This window comes from Algirhabdus cladophorae (assembly GCF_044772865.1).
Taxonomy (GTDB): Bacteria; Pseudomonadota; Alphaproteobacteria; order Rhodobacterales; family Rhodobacteraceae; genus Algirhabdus; species Algirhabdus cladophorae.
Genome location: NZ_CP173029.1, coordinates 3012435 through 3029433 on the forward strand (window position 1 = coordinate 3012435; position 16999 = coordinate 3029433).

Genomic DNA, 16999 nt, shown 5'->3' on the forward strand with positions numbered 1-16999 from the left:
TCAAGACTGAATATTCCACGTTTGTGACCGGCCTATGTGTTCCAGTAGGAAATCCATAAACACCCGAACTTTGGCCGAGACCACGTTGCTCTTGGGGTAGATCAACCAAAGCGACGGGTTATCCGCCAGCTCATATTTTGGCAGGACACGTACGAGCGATCCGTCGGCCAGCTTTTCATGCACCAACCACAGAGAATTGATGGAAATCCCTGCCCCTTCAAGGGTGATTTTCTTTTGGCTCAAACCGTCGTTCAACAACAGCCGCTGTTCCGCCCGCTTTGGATCAAAAATGCCCTTGGCCCCGTTAGATGCCACAAGGCCGCGTGGCTCAAGATCGCGGAAGGCGATCAATCGGTGCGACTGTAATTCCGCGGGCGTCTGTGGGGTTCCAAAGCGTTCCAAATAGCTGGGCGATGCACATAAAAGACGTTTGTCATCGGCAAGCTTTCGGGCGGTCAGGGTGCTATCTGCCAGAACGGAATTGCGTAAAGCCAGATCGTAGCTGCCTTCAATAAGATCAAATTGCGCATCAGACAGGTGCAAATCCAAAGTGAGTTGCGGGTAAAGGTCGACAAATTTCGGCACCAAAGGCGCAATATAGAGCTGGGCAAAAGAACTAGGTGCAGCAAACCGCAACGTCCCATTGATGTTCGTACGCCCTTTGCCGAGGGCGGCGAGTGCGGCCTCTTCCTGCGCGATCATTTCGCGGGCATAGGGTAGAAAATCTTGCCCCTCCAGGGACAGCGACACCTTGCGGGTCGATCGGTGCAAAAGGTCTGCGCCCACAAAATGTTCTAGCTTTGCTATGCGTGTGCTGGCCACAGCCGGCGCCATGCCCAGTGCGCGCCCAGCGGCACTTATATTGAGTGTTTCGCAGGCCAGTACAAAAAGGCGGAGGCTTTGAGTATCCACATTTTATCCTTTTTCGGAACACTGTTATCCATTTCACCTCCTTTTTATATTTTTTCGGAGTGGTAAGTCAAAGGGCAAGACAAGCACAGGAGGCCGTAATGACCCAGACTGCAACCGTGAATTACCACGTGCACAAACCCGGACGCCAAGCGTTTGAACTGGACGCAGGCGGTATTTCGGGCAACCTTATTTCACCCGAACTTGCACCCACGTCGGTGCAGGTCATGGATGAACGCAGGATTGCGCCTGACACCACGTTTGACCAAGCCTCAGTCGGTTTTGCCACGTACCCTAGCAAAGTCAGCGCCTTTAACGAAACACAGGACTGGCACGGTAGCTACGACGCGGAACTGACGGACTTGTTGACGCGGGAAATAGACGCCAAAGAGGTGATCATTTTTGATCACACAGTGCGCAAGGATGATCCTGACGCCGTACGCAAACCTGCGCGCAACGTACACAGTGACTACAGTGTGGATGGCGCAAAGCAACGGCTGATCGACATCCTTGGCAATGACACAGCCGCTGAATGGTCTGCGGGCCACTACGCTTTTATCAACGTCTGGCGCCCTGTCGGCGCTCCGATCAACTCGGCCCCGCTTGGGTTTATTCTTCCGGATAGTGTGGCACAGCAAGATTGGATTTTGCTGGACCTGATTTATCCAGATCGCAAGGGACAGATTATGGGTTTGGCGGCGAACCCAGATCATCAATGGATTTACCGATCAAAAATGACACCGGATGAAGTGGCGTATTTCAACATTTTCGACAATCGCGGGAGGGCCTCCATTGGCCACAGCGCACTGGACATGGTCGAGGACCCCACCGTTCACTCAGTGCGCCACAGCATCGAAAGCCGGACACTGGTTCGTTACTGATATCACCGCAAAACTAGAGATCACTCTCCCAGCTCGGGAGCCATAGACAGAAAGACGATCACATGACCAAGACCATTCTTATCACAGGTGCCACCGATGGCATCGGCCTCCTAACAGCCCAAAAGATTGCCGCAGAAGGCCACACTGTTTTGCTGCACGGCCGCAGCGCCGAAAAACTGAAAGCCGCCGCAACCCAAGTGGGCGGCACGACCGAAACCTATTCCGCAGATCTGTCCAAAATGGACGACGTGCGCAAACTAGCCTCGGACATTCGTGCAAACCATAGCCAGTTGGATGTCATCATCAACAATGCGGGGGTACTCAAGGCGCCGAACACAGTCACGGCGGATGGCCACGACCTGCGTTTTATGGTCAACACATTCGCCCCTTATGCGCTAACCGAGGCGCTGATGCCGATCCTCGCTAAGGACGGGCGCGTTGTGAACCTGTCTTCGGCGGCCCAAGCTCCTGTGGATCTCGAGGCCCTGCACGGGCGCCGGTTCGTTGATGACATGGCCGCCTATGCGCAAAGCAAGCTCGCGATCACCATCTGGTCGCGCGAAATGGCAGCACAGCACAGTGACGGGCCAATCATTGTCGCCGTCAACCCCGGCTCACTTCTGGCTTCAAAAATGGTCAAAGAAGGCTTTGGCGTGGCTGGTAGCGATCTGAGCGTTGGTGCCAACATTCTGCGCGAAGCCGCCTTGGGGGCATCCTTTGCCGATGCCTCGGGCAAGTACTTCGACAATGACAGCAAGCGCTTTGCATCGCCTCACTCGGCCGCGATGGACGCAGGTCACGCCGCAGACGTGATGCGCGGCATCAACGAGGCCATAGCCAAACTGGGCTGACCCAATTCCATCCACGCTAGCCGCAACGCCAGCGCATACACAATAGGACGAAACACAATGTCTACTCAATCATTAGAACAGGCGCGGACAATCGCGCGCCCCACGCGGGAAGAGATGCTGCAACGCACGTATTCGGTGCATCAATTCTGGAGCCAAAACAACGATCTATTCAAGAACGCTTGGGCAGAATGGGAAACGGCCAGCGGTCTAACATCCGTTCTTGATAGCAGTCTTTACGATCCAAAGTTGCGCACCGCAGTCGAGCAAGCGTGGCAAGATCCATCGCAAGAAGCCGCAGTCAAAGACCTCTGGGAAGAAGTCTTTCCCGGTGTTTATAAAACCCAGTTTTTTGACCCCAAGAAGCTGAAAATTCTACGCGATTACCTTGAAGCAGTCTCGGAGGCTGAAATTCCTCTGCGCCCGCCCTATGGGATTTCCTTAAACCGTGGTGGTGCGATGCTTGACGAGCGCTCGGAAGGGCACCTTGGAGCGCCAAATTTCCAACAGTTCTACAAAGGCCTGATGGATGCCTATATGCGCCCTATCTCGCGGCTTTTGTTCCCTGATATCGTTGGATTTGATACCCAGACCTTTGGGTTTTCGATCCAGTGGCAGGCCGACACAGACACCTCTTTGCGCGCCCATACAGACGCGTCGTCTGTGACCCTGAACATCAACCTCAACCTGCCCGGTGAAGAATTTTCCGGTTCTGGCGTTCGCTTTTTTGATCACGAAACACGCCAAGTCAGCGAATTGACCTTTGCGCCCGGCACAGCCCTGATCCACCACGGCAGCGTTGCGCATGAATCGATGCCAATTACCGAAGGCGAGCGGTCGAACTTTGTTCTCTGGCTCTACGGTGATGGCGGTCAGGTGCCACGGTTTGGCGGGACAAAAACCCAGATTGATCCGCGCCAGCGTTGGTCTGTTCCAACGGCACCTAGCGATGGTTTCGCACCCTTTTAAGGCACCAGATCCAAAAGATTTACCAATGGTAAGGGCGATGAAAATCGTCCTTCCTTTTCTTGTACAGATACCCTGGTTTGCGGCGGCAACAGGTAGAGACCTTACCAATTCGACCCAACAGTAACTGTCGAAAACCCACTTTCCGATTATATACCAAACCGGAATACTGAACTTATTTTTCAGCCCATTTACCCCCTTTCTAGACGGTATATTTACAGCGGAGCATGCCGCAGTTTAGGAGCGAGCCAATGAAAGCCACGACCATCACCGCCTATGGCGCAACAGCAAAATTCGAAATCGCCGACCTGCCAAAACCGCAGGCCACACCGGGCCATGTAGTCGTTCGCGTCGCAGCAAGCAGTGTGAACACTGTAGATACCATGATCCGGGCCATGGGCCCTGATTTACCCCTGTCGCCAGCATTGCCTGCAGTACTGGGCATGGATTTTGCGGGCACTGTGGACGCGGTTGGCGAAGGTGTCACCGGATTTGCAGTGGGTGACGAAGTCTATGGCTGCGCCGGTGGATTGGCCGACTTACAAGGCGCGCTGGCGGAATTTATGCTGGCAGATGCAAAATTGATTGCCCACAAACCCAAGACGATTTCAATGCGCGATGCGGCTGCCCTGCCACTGGTCGGCATCACAGCCTATGAGGGCTTGGACCGTGCGGGTATCGCTGCTGGTCAAAACGTACTGGTCCAAGGGGGCGCAGGCGGCGTTGGGCACGTGGCAGTGCAATTGGCCAAACACTTTGGCGCAAATGTATTTGCCACTGTCTCCAAAGACCAGCAGACAGACATCGTGAAGGGCTACGGCGCCACGTCGATCAACTACATGTCTGAAGCGATTGAGGACTACGTTGCCAAGCACACCAACGGCACTGGCTTTGACGTCATTTTTGATACGGTCGGTGGCGAGAACATGATCGCCTCATTCGAGGCCGCTGCATTGAACGCCCATGTCGCGTCCACTGTTTCACTCCTCGAGATTGATCTGTCGCTTGCACATTTCAAAGGGTTGTCGTTGCACGTTGTCTTTATGTTGCTGCCCATGCTGCACGACGTCAAACGTGAAGATCACGGTGCGATCTTGGCAAAACTAGCACAGATTGTGGATGCTGGTGCGCTGAAGCCTTTGGTGGATGAGCAGCGCTTCAATCTGGACAACGTTGGGGCGGCCTACGATCGCCTCACCAGTGGGCAGGCCGTTGGCAAGGTTGTTGTCGACATCTAGGTAAGGCCGCTGGATGGACTAGGTGGTTTCGCAGGGCGTGAGCGGGCGGAACCACCGATTTTGGTGCGGCTAGTCCTGACCCGCTGGCTGCTTGGTCTGGGCCATGGGAAAGGTCGCCACAAAGCATGCGCCGTCCAGTTTGGACGAACGATAGACCAGATCACCCCCCAACATAAGAGCGCGACGCTTCGACAGATGAAGCCCCATACCACGCCGTTGTTGTCCGTCTTGGGCGGTATGGTTCAATGCAAAAAGGTTTGCGCGCTGTCTGCTAGAAACACCCGGACCGGAATCATGCACCGCAACCGTCACGACCCCCTCCGACCCGTTCGTTGTCGAAACTTGGATCTCTATGGCCCCGTCCGCAGGCACATGGCGCAGCGCATTATCGACCAACACGTCCAAAATATCCTGAATATCCTCGTCATTTGGCAGCAGTACCGGGGTTGGCGGCATGTCCACTTTGACGGACACGCCCAGTTCTGTGAAATCAAGTTTATGCACGGCCAGCATGCTTTGGATCATATGTTTGAGGTCTGTCATATCGGATCCCCCACCCAAGTGATTACGGCTTGTATTCAGTATAGATCCGATGCGTTGGGACAGCATTTCGTTTGTCTCAATTGCTGCCAGCAGCGCGAATTTCATCGCGTCCCGGTCCAAGAGCCCTTCACCCAGCATATGCATCAAAGTTCTTTGCATACCGGCGATAGCCTGTATCGGGCTTTGAAGGTCGTGCACTGCTAAGGCGGTTACTTCGTCTCGTTCACGCAGCAAGTAGCGGACGCGATGCGTGCGGCGCTCTAGACGGCTGGACAGATCCAGCTGGGCCACGCGCGCGACGTCTGCCACATGCACGATATAGCACAAAACAGCGCTCGCGATGGCAAGGCCAGTGCCCAAAAAAGGCGACACTGACACCCAAATCGACACCAGAGCCAATGACAACCCAAGGGCGGCCAACATCGCCAAAGCGTTCTGAGCCTTACGGATCAAAGCCACCACCAAAAGCAGCGATACCGTACAGGCCACCAACGTCGCCAAGGCAGGCTCACCCAGCATCAACAGTCGGGCCAAGACAGGCAAAGCAAAACAAAAAGCCACGCCCCAACAGGCACCGGGCGAGATGGACACCGATCGCCCCTCGTACCACGACATAACAAAAGGAAGTGTCAAAAGGCCCAGCGCAAGTGGCGTGACCCAAACCAAACCAGCCACCATTAGGCACAGCCCGAATTGGGCCCAAAGGCGAGCGGGGATTTTGGTCATTTTGCCCGCGAGGCGGTCAAGCTGCGCGCCAAAAGCGTGATCAATTCGTTGCTATTTGCACAGCTCAGTTTGGTGCGCAAATTATCCCGATGTATCGCTACTGTCTTTTTGGAAATGTTCAAATCCATCGCAATCTCGGATGTTGTTAATCCTTGCGACAAGGCGCGACCAACCTCGCTTTCTCGCGGGGTCAGCGACACACCGTCAACCACCAAAGGGGCGGCGGCCACGGCTTCACTTTGCGCTGAAACCGCAGCAAGTTTCACTGGGGGCTGTTCGATAATCGCGCTGAGTGCTTCGACCAACTCATGCGGCGACGTGGATTTAGGAACATAGCGGTCTGCCCCTGCCGCAAGACATTTGGCTGCATAGGCATCGACGGGCAGTGATGAAAAGGCCACCAAATGAGCGTCAGGCGCAATTTCTCGGTATTGCGTAAGACAACTCAGGTCCAAGTCACCATCGATCACCAAATCAGACAGGATCACATCAGGCTGCAAGGCCTCAACACGGTCCAGGGCACGGTCATGGCTGGCTTCTGTCCCGATCAAAACAAATTTGTCGCCCAAACCAAAGCCCAGCTTTAGCCCCGCCTCAACGATTGGATGGTCATCAATCAGGAACACACGTTTTGCTTGGTTGCTCAAATTGAAAACCTCTTGGCTTTTGATCCACGCAGGGTCGGGTCGATCCTGACAATACGATGATACACAGTAAAAATCTTGGCGATAGGTCTCTGACCTATGGGGGCATCTTGGTTTACGTCCTACACTGGACGTCAAATGGAACGTGTTCGGAGGCCCAAAGGTGTTTAAGCCTGCTCTTTTTCCTTCTCCCTTGCTCTGTCAAGGGTGGCCGCCGCTATGGCGGGTTGGGAGACATCTGATGGGCCAGAACAGCGCCAAGGCAAAGGTACACGAAAATGAGGCAGCACTCTCCCTGTGGTCTTGTTTTGCTCAGGTCGGTGGCTTTGGCTGCCGGCCTGTAGGTAGCCTTATGCACCCGTCGGGTTTTAATGTTTTGAGTTTGAAGGTTGTGTGATGAAACAAAGCTCGTTTTCAGTATCGGTGACACTGGCACCCCATCTTGATCAAATGCAGATCGTTCGGGATGCATTGGACAGTTTGATGCGCGCCAATGGGATCTCTGCGACCGCGACGGCACGAATGCAAATCGTCTTGGACGAGTTACTGAGCAACGTCATCAACCACGGTTTTGCGGATCTATCTGCCGAGACGACTGGGGATCCCATTAGTGTTTCAATGCGCATTAAGGATGCAGTGTTTTCTTTGACCATTCAGGACCAAGGCACCCCCTTTGACCCAACAAACAGCCCAAAGATGGATGACAAAACGCGCCCCCGGATCGGTGGGCGTGGCTTGGATATGGTGCGCGCACTGACTGACAGCTTTTCGCATCACCACGATGATGGCTCCAACCACACCGTCGTCACCAAAACCGTTCAACAAGATGAAAAGGGAAATGCACCGATGATCGCCGGATTAGAAATTCAAGAGACCCGTCAAGCCGGAGCAGCCAATGTTCAGTTGATCGGACGGATCGATAGCGGCAACGCAGCGCAATTGACGGATCACTTGATCGCGTTGGTCGCTGCTGGTCACAAAGAGGTTACGCTGGACATGAGCAAGCTCAGCTATCTGACAAGCGCAGGGTTTCGCACGCTTTTGGTTGTCAGCGACGCCGCCGAAGAGGCCAAAGGCGAACTTATCCTGGCGTTCCTCACTGAAGAGGTGAAAGAGCTTTTTGATCTCTCAGGTTTGACCCCTGCCTTTATCATTCGTAGCGCAATCTAAGCTGCGCCGGGAAGGCCGCTTGGCCAAACAACGAATTCTCCGCCTCCGATGCCGCAGGTCACGATTAGGCCGACAACGCAGTTTCAGACATCTCATTTGCCCCCTGCGCCGCGCGTTCGCTGACAATTGTTTTGCGTAGCATATCAAGGGCCCAGAAAATCCGTTCGGCAGTGACCGTCAGTTGGACCAGGCGCATCCGTTCCTGCCGATCCTCGACGACATGCTGCGTTAGATAAGCTTGGCGCATGCGCCCAAGCACTTCGCTACGATCCCCTACCATGCCTGCCAAACGTTCTAGGTCGCGACCATGCCCACCAAGGTATGCACTTTGGGCCGTCATCATGGTGGTTTCCAATGCAGTGCGCAAAAGGTTCACAAACCGCGTCATCCCAGCGGATCCTTCGGCTAGACCCAGTTGCGCGACAAGATCGCTCAAGGTGCCCAGCAATCCGTCAAGAACCTGCTGTCGGTAGACCACGCGATTGAGCCGGTCAAACTGGGCAGGCGACAAGTCTTGGTGGCCCAGATCCTCGAGGTAATACTGGATCTCGGTACTCAGGGTCGCAAAGGACGCAGCCAAACCAGACACCTTATTGGCGCTGGCCTGATCCTGATCAGCCTCAAGGAATTGGCACAGATAATCGACCAAACGGTTTTGATCCAACTGTGCGGCATCCAGTGCAGCATCTACATCCGCGACAGGCACGTAAATGATGTGTTGTGGTTGGCCGTCCCGTTCTGTTTGGGTCGGTGGGGACACACGTGCCAAGCTACGCTCGACCCAGGTCAACGCAACCACGCTGCTGACGATTGGAACACACAACACAAGGTACAAAAAGGCCATCTGCCCCGGCAAGTCATTGGCTAAAATGCCTAGGAGTGCTTTGACCAAAGGCACCCCAAAGAAGGTTTCTGCGATCCAAAGTCCAACAAACAAAGTTGTGCCAAAAACGTTGGTTGAAATGATTTGATACATCGCGATTTGGCGGATCGACCCACGCAGGCTGACGCTGAGGATATAGGTCACAACACCGGATCCAAACTGGGCCCCGTAAATGGCAAGGATGGTCATATCCACTGTCAAAACACCTGCTTGGCCAAGTGAGATCGCCAAAATTGTCACCGCTCCCATGGACTGGGCGAGGATACACATCAAAGCGCCTAACAAGAATACCGTTACAAAGGACCCACCAGATCCGGTAAAGTATCCAGCGATCCACGGCTGTTCGGCCAGAGGCGCTGCATTCGTTTGAATAAAGCTGATCCCAAGGAACAAAAGCCCCAGCCCGAACAAGCCATGCATCATCGGGCGCAACCAGTCTTTGTTGAAAAGGGTCATCACGATCCCGCTAACGCCCAACAAAATCAGAACGGCGACGTCTAGGTTGATCGTGGACAAGAAAACCAACAGCGATGATCCAACGTTGGCCCCAGCAAGGATGGGAATTGCCACGCGCATGCTGAGGATCCCCGCAGAAATCATACCCACCAAAATGAATACCATCGCAGACAAGCTTTGCGCCATTGCTCCAGCGATCGCGCCCCAAAACAGGCCTTGGATCGGGCGTCGTGTATATTTCAGAACGGCTTGGCGTAGCCTGCGGCCAGACAGTTGTTTGAGGCTTTCGGTCAGGGTCCAGACACCAACAAAGAACAAACCAAATCCGGCAAGAAGCCCTGCTATCGTAGATATATCCATGTCGCTGCCTTTCAAAATTCTCTGTAACGCAGCCTACGATTGGTCGGTTACCTCGCCCATAGGCTCCCAACCTATGACCAGCAAAGTAATGTCATCAAATTGCTTGGCCTCGCCAACGAATGCCGCCAAAGGGGTGCGAATATTTCCCACGAGTGCGCCAATGTCGGGACCGGCTGACGCCTTTATCGCGTGGCACAGTCGATCAAGGCCGAAAAATGCGCCCGTACTGTTTTCGGCTTCGGTAATGCCGTCTGTATACAACACCACCTTGTCACTAGGACTTAGCTGAATGCTGGCGTCGCTGTATTTGATGTTGGCATGGACACCCAGTGGCAAACCCGGCCTGCTTTTGGTGATCGCTGTGACACCAGTGCGGCTGGCCAAAAGCGGGCTCATGTGACCCGCATTACCGTACGTGAGCAGGCCAGACTTTGGGTCAAGGATCCCCAAGAACACAGTCGCAAACATCCGTGTGCCGTTGTTTTTGCACAGCTCGGTGTTGACCTCCTCAAGGACGCGGGCAGGATCAGGGGGCGCTTTGGTCAAGTCGTGCATTTGTTGCGCGGCAAACCGCAAAAGGCTCACGGTGCGCGACATAAACAAAGCCGAGGCCGTCCCTTTGTCCGAAACATCCCCGATCAACAAGACCACAGTCCCGTCATCTAGGGCAAAGCTGTCATAAAAGTCGCCACCCACCTCGCGAGCGGGCTCCATCAAACCCAAGGAGGTGACATTATCAGTCAAGCGCACCATTTTGCGGCTTGGCGGCACCATGCTTAGTTGCAACGTCCGGGCTGCGTTCATTTCGTCATTCAATCGATCAAGGTTCTTGCGCAGGGTACGACGGGTATCATCCAAGTCTGTGTTGCGGGCCTCTAGCAACTGATTGGTTTCTGTCAGCTCCTCTGTGGTTTGGTCCAGCAATTCGAACACCGCTGCAAGCTCACCAATTTCGTCGTGGCCGGTTCGTTGCTTGAGACGGGTACGCAGGTTTTCACCGCCAAATTTCAGGTTTGCCATAGCACGCGCGTCACTGGTCAGTTTCTGGATAGGCGCGGTTACGCGGGCTGTGAAAATTAGCGTCCCTACAAGGCCCGCCACAATAGCCCCCAACCCGATCAAGGCCGAAAACAGGGCAAGAGTGCGCACAGGTGCTTCGATATCTCGCCGTGCAGCCACCCCCAAAACAGAAATCGGACTGTCCGGAACCGCTTGGCGTTCGACAAGATAGTCAGCATTGCTCAGACTTTGGTTTGTACTGTTTACCGGCGGAAGATCACGCAGCCCCTCGGGCAGAGGGATGACGGTGACGTTGCGATTGGTCTCAATGGTGACAAACCCTGACGAGCTGGGGCTGGCATTCGCCAATAGCGACTCTTGGATCACAGTGAGATCCATAAGCAAAATCACATAAACACCCGGTAGCGGCTGACCGCGATCCCTCGCCTGGCGACGGATCGCAATATGCCATTGGGGACTATCGACCAAGCGTACCAATTGGGTGGATGCTAAACTGGGGTCCGTCAGTGACACCAGTGATATGGGGTCCGCGATCACCTGTGAACGTCCAGATAACGAAAAGATTGGCAACCGGTCCTCAATCAGCAGGACATCGGTGATCCATGGCTCTTGCTCGGCAAAACTGGACACGTACCGGGAGAGCCCCGGCATAAAGACAGCGCGCAAGCCCGGATCCTGCGCGACTGACAACAGTACAGTGTCCGTCGCCCAAAGATCCACGGTCCGCTCGCGCGCTGCCATGAAGTCCCGCAGTGCGCGCGCGCCTTGGCTGGTCAGTTGCGTCAGTTGAGTTGTTGTTTGCGCGACAAACAAACGGGTGGCGTTACGCGACAACAGCGAAGTCAGACCAATGACCACCAATGCCAACAACAATACGGTCCAAACGATCAACCTGACCCGAATAGACTTGTTAAAAGCGATTATGCCGCGCGACTGTTCCTTCATCGTATCATTACTCAGGCGCATCGCTTCCCGGGAGGCTTTCGATCAGCCGTTCGAATTCTGCAATGTTGACGCCCAGATGCGTCTCCCAAGCTTGGTTTAAGGCCGAGCGCGGCGTTAAGCGCTGCCGCGTGAAAAAACGTTCGATTTGCTCAATCAGTTCGGTGCTATTTGGATCAACGCCCCAGCCCAACATCTGCAGCGGCCCTACCGCAAAAGCAGGCACCAAACTGTCGCCATAGGCGCGCATAGTCAGCACCGCGATATCCGCATCAGTCAATGTAAAATCTGCCGCCCCTTTAAGAACGTCTTCAAAACTGTCGCTTTCTTGATCAAAGATGATGTCCACTGGGTTTTGCGCGAACACATCTTGGTTTCGTGCCAAAAGCCAGCTGTGAAATGACGAATTTTCTACAGAGGCCACGCGCATACCCGCAAAATCCTGTAGGGTCTCGAATTCGGAAACCCTGTCTGCGCGAACGATCGCAATCATACGGCTTTCATAGAGCGGAATGATTTGTAGTTTGGACATGCGCCACGGCAGACGCGCCAAATTCGAAGCATAAAGATCACATGTGCCATCGGCCAAAAGTTCAGGCAAATAGCTTTGATCCAAGGTAACATTGCCTTCGGCGTCGGCAAATTGCGCGCTCCACTCGACAATTTTTGGATCAACAGACAGTCCACCCAGTTGATCTGCAAAGATCTGAACTTGATCAACCAAAAGACCGGAGACCTGACAGTCTTGTATGCATCCGGCAGGCTGAACATTGATCAAAACTGGATCAATTTCGGCGAAACAGGCCCGCAAAGTGCCCCGCGCCTGAAGCTCTTGTAACGAGGACGCCTGTGCAAAAGTCGCCCCCAACAGGGCGACCCCGATTGCGCTAAAACTGCGAAATACCTTGGGCCACCGCGCTCTCATTCGATTGCACTTACAAGGCGGATAAAGTCAGAGAACGACATACCATAGTACGTGTTCCACAGCTCGTTCAGTTCAGACGATGGCTCGATGGTTTGCTCGGCGAAAAAGCTTTTGATCTGGGCACCCATTTCCGTGTCGCCAGACCGATAGCCCCAGCATCCCTCGTTAAACGGTCCCACTGCAAAAGCTGCAACCGCATCTGGTGAAGTGCGGCGAGTTTGATAGAGCGCATCCAGAACGGACACCACAGTAAAATCCGCGTCGCCTTTTTCGACAGTAGGGATGGTCTGGTCATAGGGACGGAACAAAATTTCAATCGGTTTGTCTTTTAGAGCCCCTTCGTTTTGCTCTTCGATCCATGTGTGCAGGTACATGCTTTGCTCGACCGCCACTGTGCGCCCGGCCAAATCATCCAACGTGGTAAATTCAGCCTGCCGATCCCGATGGGACACAACCATCATCCTGCTGGGTAGAAAGCACTCCATATCCATCTTTTTGAGACGCCAATCCAAGGATACCATTACGGCCCCGATCATGTCACACTGCAGGGTTTCAAGCGCGACCGGTGTGTAAGTGTCTTCCTTTACGGTGACGCCTTTTGCATTTTGAAACAACTCATCCCAGCTTTGCACATAGTATTCCGGCGTTAGCTCCATATCGGCAGCAAATGTTTCAACAAGATCGCCAATGATCCCTTCGTATTGGCAATAGCCTTTGCAGCCAGCGGGGATAACTTCACCATCGGGTGGATTTGCTGTCGGGACACAAGCGCGCAACACACCGGATGCCAAAATTTCATCTAGGGAACGAGCTGCGGCGGAATGTGCTGAAAACATAAGCCCCATTAGTGCGGCTAAGGCGACAGTTTTGCGAAGACCAATTTCAAACATCAATTTTGTCCTTTAGGTTATCGTCGCTAAGCCTGAAATAAACGGCCACGACGTCCAGTATGGCGCAACTCTAGAGTCACAGTGATCCGCGACACACTAGGCAAAAAACCTAAACAGGGCGATTTTTCAGTTTTTGATTAAGAAACATACAAAGATGAAACGGCGCAGAACGCCGGATCGTGTCGTACTTTCAACGCGTTGAGCAGCTATTTAGCCCTGTCGAAGATCCCGGCGAAGACCCCGGCGCAGGGCCATCAAAGCGGTGCCATAACGCCTGTTCTGCCGCTATTTTCTGCTTTCCCAGCCATGGAAACCTACAACCGGCGCAACCAATTGCCGTCACGCCCGGCGAGACACCGCGCAAAGCAAGGCATGTACCGGTTCGGCTGTGCCCGGACCAAATATCCCTCAGTAGGCGCGGGGCACGGGTCGCATTTTGCCAAAGGCCTTCCAATGCTTGCTTTATTCCGCGGCCATCAGAACGACGGTTTCTTCAGATGTTTTGGATGTAGTATCCGCCACTTTTGCCGAAGCTTTTTTGCTCGCGTAGACAAGAACAAAGGCCGCTGGGGTAAAACAAAATGAGATCACCGAAGACAGCAAAACACCGCCCGCGATCGCCACAGCAAAGGGCGGCCAGAAGCCACCGCCAGCCAAGATCAGTGGCAAAAAGCCCCCAAAGGTAGTGATTGTAGTGGATATGATATGGCGACTGGATCCGGTTACGACCCGTGCAATGGCGCGTGTGTCGCCAGATGCTGCATCTGGATCAGCCTTAAGGCCCGTTAAGATGATGATCGCTGCGTTAATGGAAACTCCGATTGAGCCGATCACACCAATGATTGCGTTGATACCAAACGGGAATTGCATCACGGCAAGCGACAGCATCGACAGACCTGCCGACAATACGCACACAATCAATGCAATTGCCGTGAGGCGGAACGAGTTGAACGTCAGCACAATCGTTGCAATGGTCAAGGTCACGATCAGACCAACGGAGGCCAGCAAATTACCCAATGTGTCGGACCGTGCATCGCTGTCGCCGCCCAACTCAATCCGGTAGCCTGGAGGCACTTCAAACCCATTGGCTTCCAATGCTGAAAGCGTGTCCTGAAGCGCTTCTTCTGGCAATACACCGGGCACAATGAACGCTTGGACCGTGTTTATCCGCTCGCCGTTGCGGCGGGTGATAACGCTTTCAGCAGGTTCCAGCACTGGGGTCGCAAGCTCTGAAAAAGGGACTGTGGGCAAGGCACCAGTCGCCGCAACCGCACCTGCATTTGGGATCAGGATCGGCAGATCAGCAATGCCTTCTACATTGCTGCGCAAATCCGCGCCAAAGCGGACGCGCACGGGCAATTGATCCGTACCTTCAACAAGGCTACCGCCCGTGACACCGACCAAGCCTGCCTCGAGTTGTGCCGCCACATCCGTAAGGTTCATGCCCAAAAGGCGGACTGCGGATTCGTCGATCTCATAGCGAATTTGAGGTGCGCCCCCAACGACGCCTGCCCGAACTTGTGTGATCAACGGCAGATCGGCCATAACGGCCCGTGCCTCATCGCCCAGATCGCGCAGCAGTCTCAGGTCAGGACCCACGAGGCGAACCTCAATCGGGGCCGCAACGGGGGGGCCTTGGACCAGATCACGCACGATGATGCGGGCTTGTGCGAACTCTGCATCCAACTGGGCCTGCAACTGTGGAACAATGCGGGCGGCATCCTCTGCCGTTACGGTTTTGATCATCGCCTGTGCGTAGCCCGGTTCAGCCGAGCGGCCGCCAGTGATGTTGTAGTAAAAAGCGGGGCCCGATTGACCGATGGACCAGTACACCCGGTCGACCCCTTCATAGGCTGCAAGCAACGTATCGATCTCTTGCGCCACAGCTGCGGTTTTGTTGATTGATGTACCGGGGGGCATATCGACCTCAACATAGAATTGATCCCGCTCCACCCCCGGAAAGAACTGTGCCGTCAGGGTCGGGAAGGCGGCAAAGCCCAGCACCGGTAGGATCAATGCGAAGGCAATAGAGCGAACGGGATTGCGGACTGATAGGGCAATCAGGGCCTCAAACCCACGTCCCAAAGCAGGCAGCCGGATGCCAGACGGCGTGCCGGTCTTCAACAGCCATCCAGCCAGCGCGGGTGTCACGGTGAGGGCAATCAGTAACGACCAGATCAGCATCAAAACCACAGCGATTGCGATTGAACCTACGAAATCACCAGCAGGTCCCGGTAACAGGATCATCGGAGTAAAGGATAGCGCCGTTGTAACGGTTGACGCCAAAAGCGGTGCCGCAAGGCGTTTGGTGGCGTCGCCCACGGCGTCGATGCGGTCCAGTCCACGGCCAAGGCGTTGTCGCACTTCGTCCACCATTACAATTGCAGCATCAACGAGCAGACCCAAGGCAACAATCAGGCCAGTGACAGACATTTGATGAATGGGCAGACCAAGAAAATTCATACTTGCCAATGTGGCCAGCGACACGACAGGCAAAACAACGGCAACAATAGCAGCGGCGCGCAAACCCAAGGTGATGAACAAAACGGCCACAACCAAGGCCACGCCAATGGCCATATTGGTGCCCACTTCGGACAATCGGTCAGCGGTGTAGGTGCTTTGATCGAACATTAGGGTCTCGGACAGACCGACAGGGATCGTCGCCTGACCGGCGGCCAGTTCGCCTCTCACAAAGGACATCCAGCGGTCTATTTGCACGCCATCTTGCGCCAGAACTCCAACAAGGACAGCACGTTTGCCATTGGCCATTGCCATTTCCGAGGCAGGCGTGCGCATGCCTCGTGTAATCGTCGCAATATCGGCCAGCGTGACAGTGGTGGCATTGGCATTTTGCCGTAAAACCACATCCCCAATGCGATCCAAGGCCTCGATTGCACCAGAAATGTTGATCGTCAAATCCATATCGGTGCTTTGAAACCGACCTGATTGAACCTTGCCATCTGCCGCAGTGATCAACCTCGAGATTTCTTGCGCTGTCAGGCCCAAGGCCGCAGCGGCCTGCGTATCAACCGACACCAGAACTTCGTCCTCGGGCTCTCCGAACAGATCTACGGCGCGGGTTGACGGGATCGAGCGTAGCCGGTCCGCGAGGGCGTCAGCATGAGCGTTAACGATAGAATGAGGGACCCCTTCGTGTTCGGCGGTCACCGCAACGACGGCGGAATAGGCAGAAATGCCTTCTGCATTGAAATCTGGCGGTTGCACGCCAGCGGGAAATGCCCGCCGCGCCGCTTCAACCGCGTCGCGTGCTTCGGACCAGACCTGCTCAATCGTGGCATCATCCAACGTTTGCAACAACTCGATTGAGACAACCGAAACCCCAGAACGGGAAACAGAGGTTATCGTGTCGACTTCTGGAATAGACTGAAGCTCTTCCTCGATCTCAGCTGTGACCAAAGTCTCAACGCGGGCGGGATCTGCACCCGGAAACTGGGTGGTGACCGTCGCAAAGAGGTTTGTGATCGTTGGATCCTCTTGACGACCAAGCGACAAAAAGGACGACAAACCGGCGGAAATCAAGACAAGTAAAATGAGTGCCACAAGACGTGGTTGGCGGAAGGTCAGCGTGTTCATGATC

The 16999-nt window shown here is 54.5% G+C and carries 13 protein-coding genes; 5 read left to right on the top strand and 8 right to left on the bottom strand.

The window, feature by feature from the left end; genetic code table 11:
- Entirely contained in the window at positions 1 to 912 is a 912-nt protein-coding gene (locus ACIRQ6_RS14490; RefSeq protein WP_420861316.1) for a LysR family transcriptional regulator, read from the bottom strand.
- Positions 913 to 1010: 98 nt separating this feature from the next.
- Here ACIRQ6_RS14490 and ACIRQ6_RS14495 point away from each other — a divergent pair, with 98 nt between their 5' ends.
- The 4 genes from ACIRQ6_RS14495 to ACIRQ6_RS14510 all read left to right on the top strand — a co-directional run bounded on the left by ACIRQ6_RS14495 (position 1011) and on the right by ACIRQ6_RS14510 (position 4842).
- Positions 1011 to 1790 (top strand): CmcJ/NvfI family oxidoreductase, encoded by a 780-nt coding sequence (locus ACIRQ6_RS14495; RefSeq protein WP_420861317.1) that lies wholly within the window; start codon positions 1011 to 1013, stop codon positions 1788 to 1790.
- Positions 1791 to 1852: 62 nt separating this feature from the next.
- Positions 1853 to 2641 (top strand): SDR family NAD(P)-dependent oxidoreductase, encoded by a 789-nt coding sequence (locus tag ACIRQ6_RS14500; RefSeq protein ID WP_420861318.1) that lies wholly within the window; start codon positions 1853 to 1855, stop codon positions 2639 to 2641.
- Between the two features lie 57 nt (positions 2642 to 2698).
- The gene (locus ACIRQ6_RS14505) at positions 2699 to 3607 is read left to right on the top strand and encodes a 2OG-Fe(II) oxygenase (RefSeq protein ID WP_420861319.1); all 909 of its coding nucleotides are present in this window, start codon (positions 2699 to 2701) and stop codon (positions 3605 to 3607) included.
- A 248-nt stretch (positions 3608 to 3855) separates the two neighbouring features.
- The gene (locus ACIRQ6_RS14510) at positions 3856 to 4842 is read left to right on the top strand and encodes a zinc-dependent alcohol dehydrogenase family protein (protein ID WP_420861320.1); all 987 of its coding nucleotides are present in this window, start codon (positions 3856 to 3858) and stop codon (positions 4840 to 4842) included.
- A gap of 69 nt (positions 4843 to 4911) precedes the next feature.
- On the opposite strand, the gene ACIRQ6_RS14515 is transcribed toward ACIRQ6_RS14510, so the two are convergent.
- On the bottom strand, positions 4912 to 6111 hold the full coding sequence (locus ACIRQ6_RS14515) for a sensor histidine kinase (protein WP_420861321.1): 1200 nt from the start codon (positions 6109 to 6111) through the stop codon (positions 4912 to 4914).
- A complete protein-coding gene (locus ACIRQ6_RS14520) occupies positions 6108 to 6758 on the bottom strand; it encodes a LuxR C-terminal-related transcriptional regulator (RefSeq protein WP_420861322.1) in 651 nt (216 codons plus the stop codon). Before ACIRQ6_RS14520 ends, ACIRQ6_RS14515 begins: the two co-directional genes overlap by 4 nt.
- Before the next feature lie 393 nt (positions 6759 to 7151).
- Between ACIRQ6_RS14520 and ACIRQ6_RS14525 the strand changes: the two genes are divergently transcribed.
- Positions 7152 to 7925, top strand: a complete 774-nt coding sequence (locus ACIRQ6_RS14525) for an ATP-binding protein (RefSeq protein ID WP_420861323.1) — start codon at positions 7152 to 7154, stop codon at positions 7923 to 7925.
- A gap of 64 nt (positions 7926 to 7989) precedes the next feature.
- On the opposite strand, the gene ACIRQ6_RS14530 is transcribed toward ACIRQ6_RS14525, so the two are convergent.
- From ACIRQ6_RS14530 to ACIRQ6_RS14550, 5 genes are all read right to left on the bottom strand, one after another.
- Entirely contained in the window at positions 7990 to 9624 is a 1635-nt protein-coding gene (locus ACIRQ6_RS14530; RefSeq protein ID WP_420861324.1) for a Na/Pi symporter, read from the bottom strand.
- Between the two features lie 33 nt (positions 9625 to 9657).
- Positions 9658 to 11610, bottom strand: a complete 1953-nt coding sequence (locus tag ACIRQ6_RS14535; protein WP_420861325.1) for a PP2C family protein-serine/threonine phosphatase — start codon at positions 11608 to 11610, stop codon at positions 9658 to 9660.
- Positions 11597 to 12511, bottom strand: a complete 915-nt coding sequence (locus ACIRQ6_RS14540; RefSeq protein ID WP_420861326.1) for a hypothetical protein — start codon at positions 12509 to 12511, stop codon at positions 11597 to 11599. The genes ACIRQ6_RS14535 and ACIRQ6_RS14540 overlap by 14 nt, the downstream gene beginning before the upstream one ends.
- Complete coding sequence (locus ACIRQ6_RS14545) at positions 12508 to 13401, bottom strand: substrate-binding periplasmic protein (protein WP_420861327.1); 894 nt, start codon at positions 13399 to 13401, stop codon at positions 12508 to 12510. Before ACIRQ6_RS14545 ends, ACIRQ6_RS14540 begins: the two co-directional genes overlap by 4 nt.
- 462 nt (positions 13402 to 13863) lie before the next feature.
- The gene (locus ACIRQ6_RS14550; RefSeq protein WP_420861328.1) at positions 13864 to 16995 is read right to left on the bottom strand and encodes an efflux RND transporter permease subunit; all 3132 of its coding nucleotides are present in this window, start codon (positions 16993 to 16995) and stop codon (positions 13864 to 13866) included.
- Positions 16996 to 16999: the final 4 nt, after the last annotated feature.

What these genes read in the sequence shown, in the direction of transcription:
- ACIRQ6_RS14525 (WP_420861323.1), top strand. Translation starts at nt 7,152, where the DNA reads ATGAAACAAAGCTCGTTTTCAGTATCGGTGACACTGGCACCCCATCTT.
- ACIRQ6_RS14550 (WP_420861328.1), bottom strand. Translation starts at nt 16,995, where the DNA reads ATGAACACGCTGACCTTCCGCCAACCACGTCTTGTGGCACTCATTTTA.
- ACIRQ6_RS14500 (WP_420861318.1), top strand. Translation starts at nt 1,853, where the DNA reads ATGACCAAGACCATTCTTATCACAGGTGCCACCGATGGCATCGGCCTC.
- ACIRQ6_RS14530 (WP_420861324.1), bottom strand. Translation starts at nt 9,624, where the DNA reads ATGGATATATCTACGATAGCAGGGCTTCTTGCCGGATTTGGTTTGTTC.
- ACIRQ6_RS14545 (WP_420861327.1), bottom strand. Translation starts at nt 13,401, where the DNA reads ATGTTTGAAATTGGTCTTCGCAAAACTGTCGCCTTAGCCGCACTAATG.
- ACIRQ6_RS14495 (WP_420861317.1), top strand. Translation starts at nt 1,011, where the DNA reads ATGACCCAGACTGCAACCGTGAATTACCACGTGCACAAACCCGGACGC.
- ACIRQ6_RS14510 (WP_420861320.1), top strand. Translation starts at nt 3,856, where the DNA reads ATGAAAGCCACGACCATCACCGCCTATGGCGCAACAGCAAAATTCGAA.
- ACIRQ6_RS14505 (WP_420861319.1), top strand. Translation starts at nt 2,699, where the DNA reads ATGTCTACTCAATCATTAGAACAGGCGCGGACAATCGCGCGCCCCACG.
- ACIRQ6_RS14515 (WP_420861321.1), bottom strand. Translation starts at nt 6,111, where the DNA reads ATGACCAAAATCCCCGCTCGCCTTTGGGCCCAATTCGGGCTGTGCCTA.
- ACIRQ6_RS14535 (WP_420861325.1), bottom strand. Translation starts at nt 11,610, where the DNA reads ATGCGCCTGAGTAATGATACGATGAAGGAACAGTCGCGCGGCATAATC.
- ACIRQ6_RS14540 (WP_420861326.1), bottom strand. Translation starts at nt 12,511, where the DNA reads ATGAGAGCGCGGTGGCCCAAGGTATTTCGCAGTTTTAGCGCAATCGGG.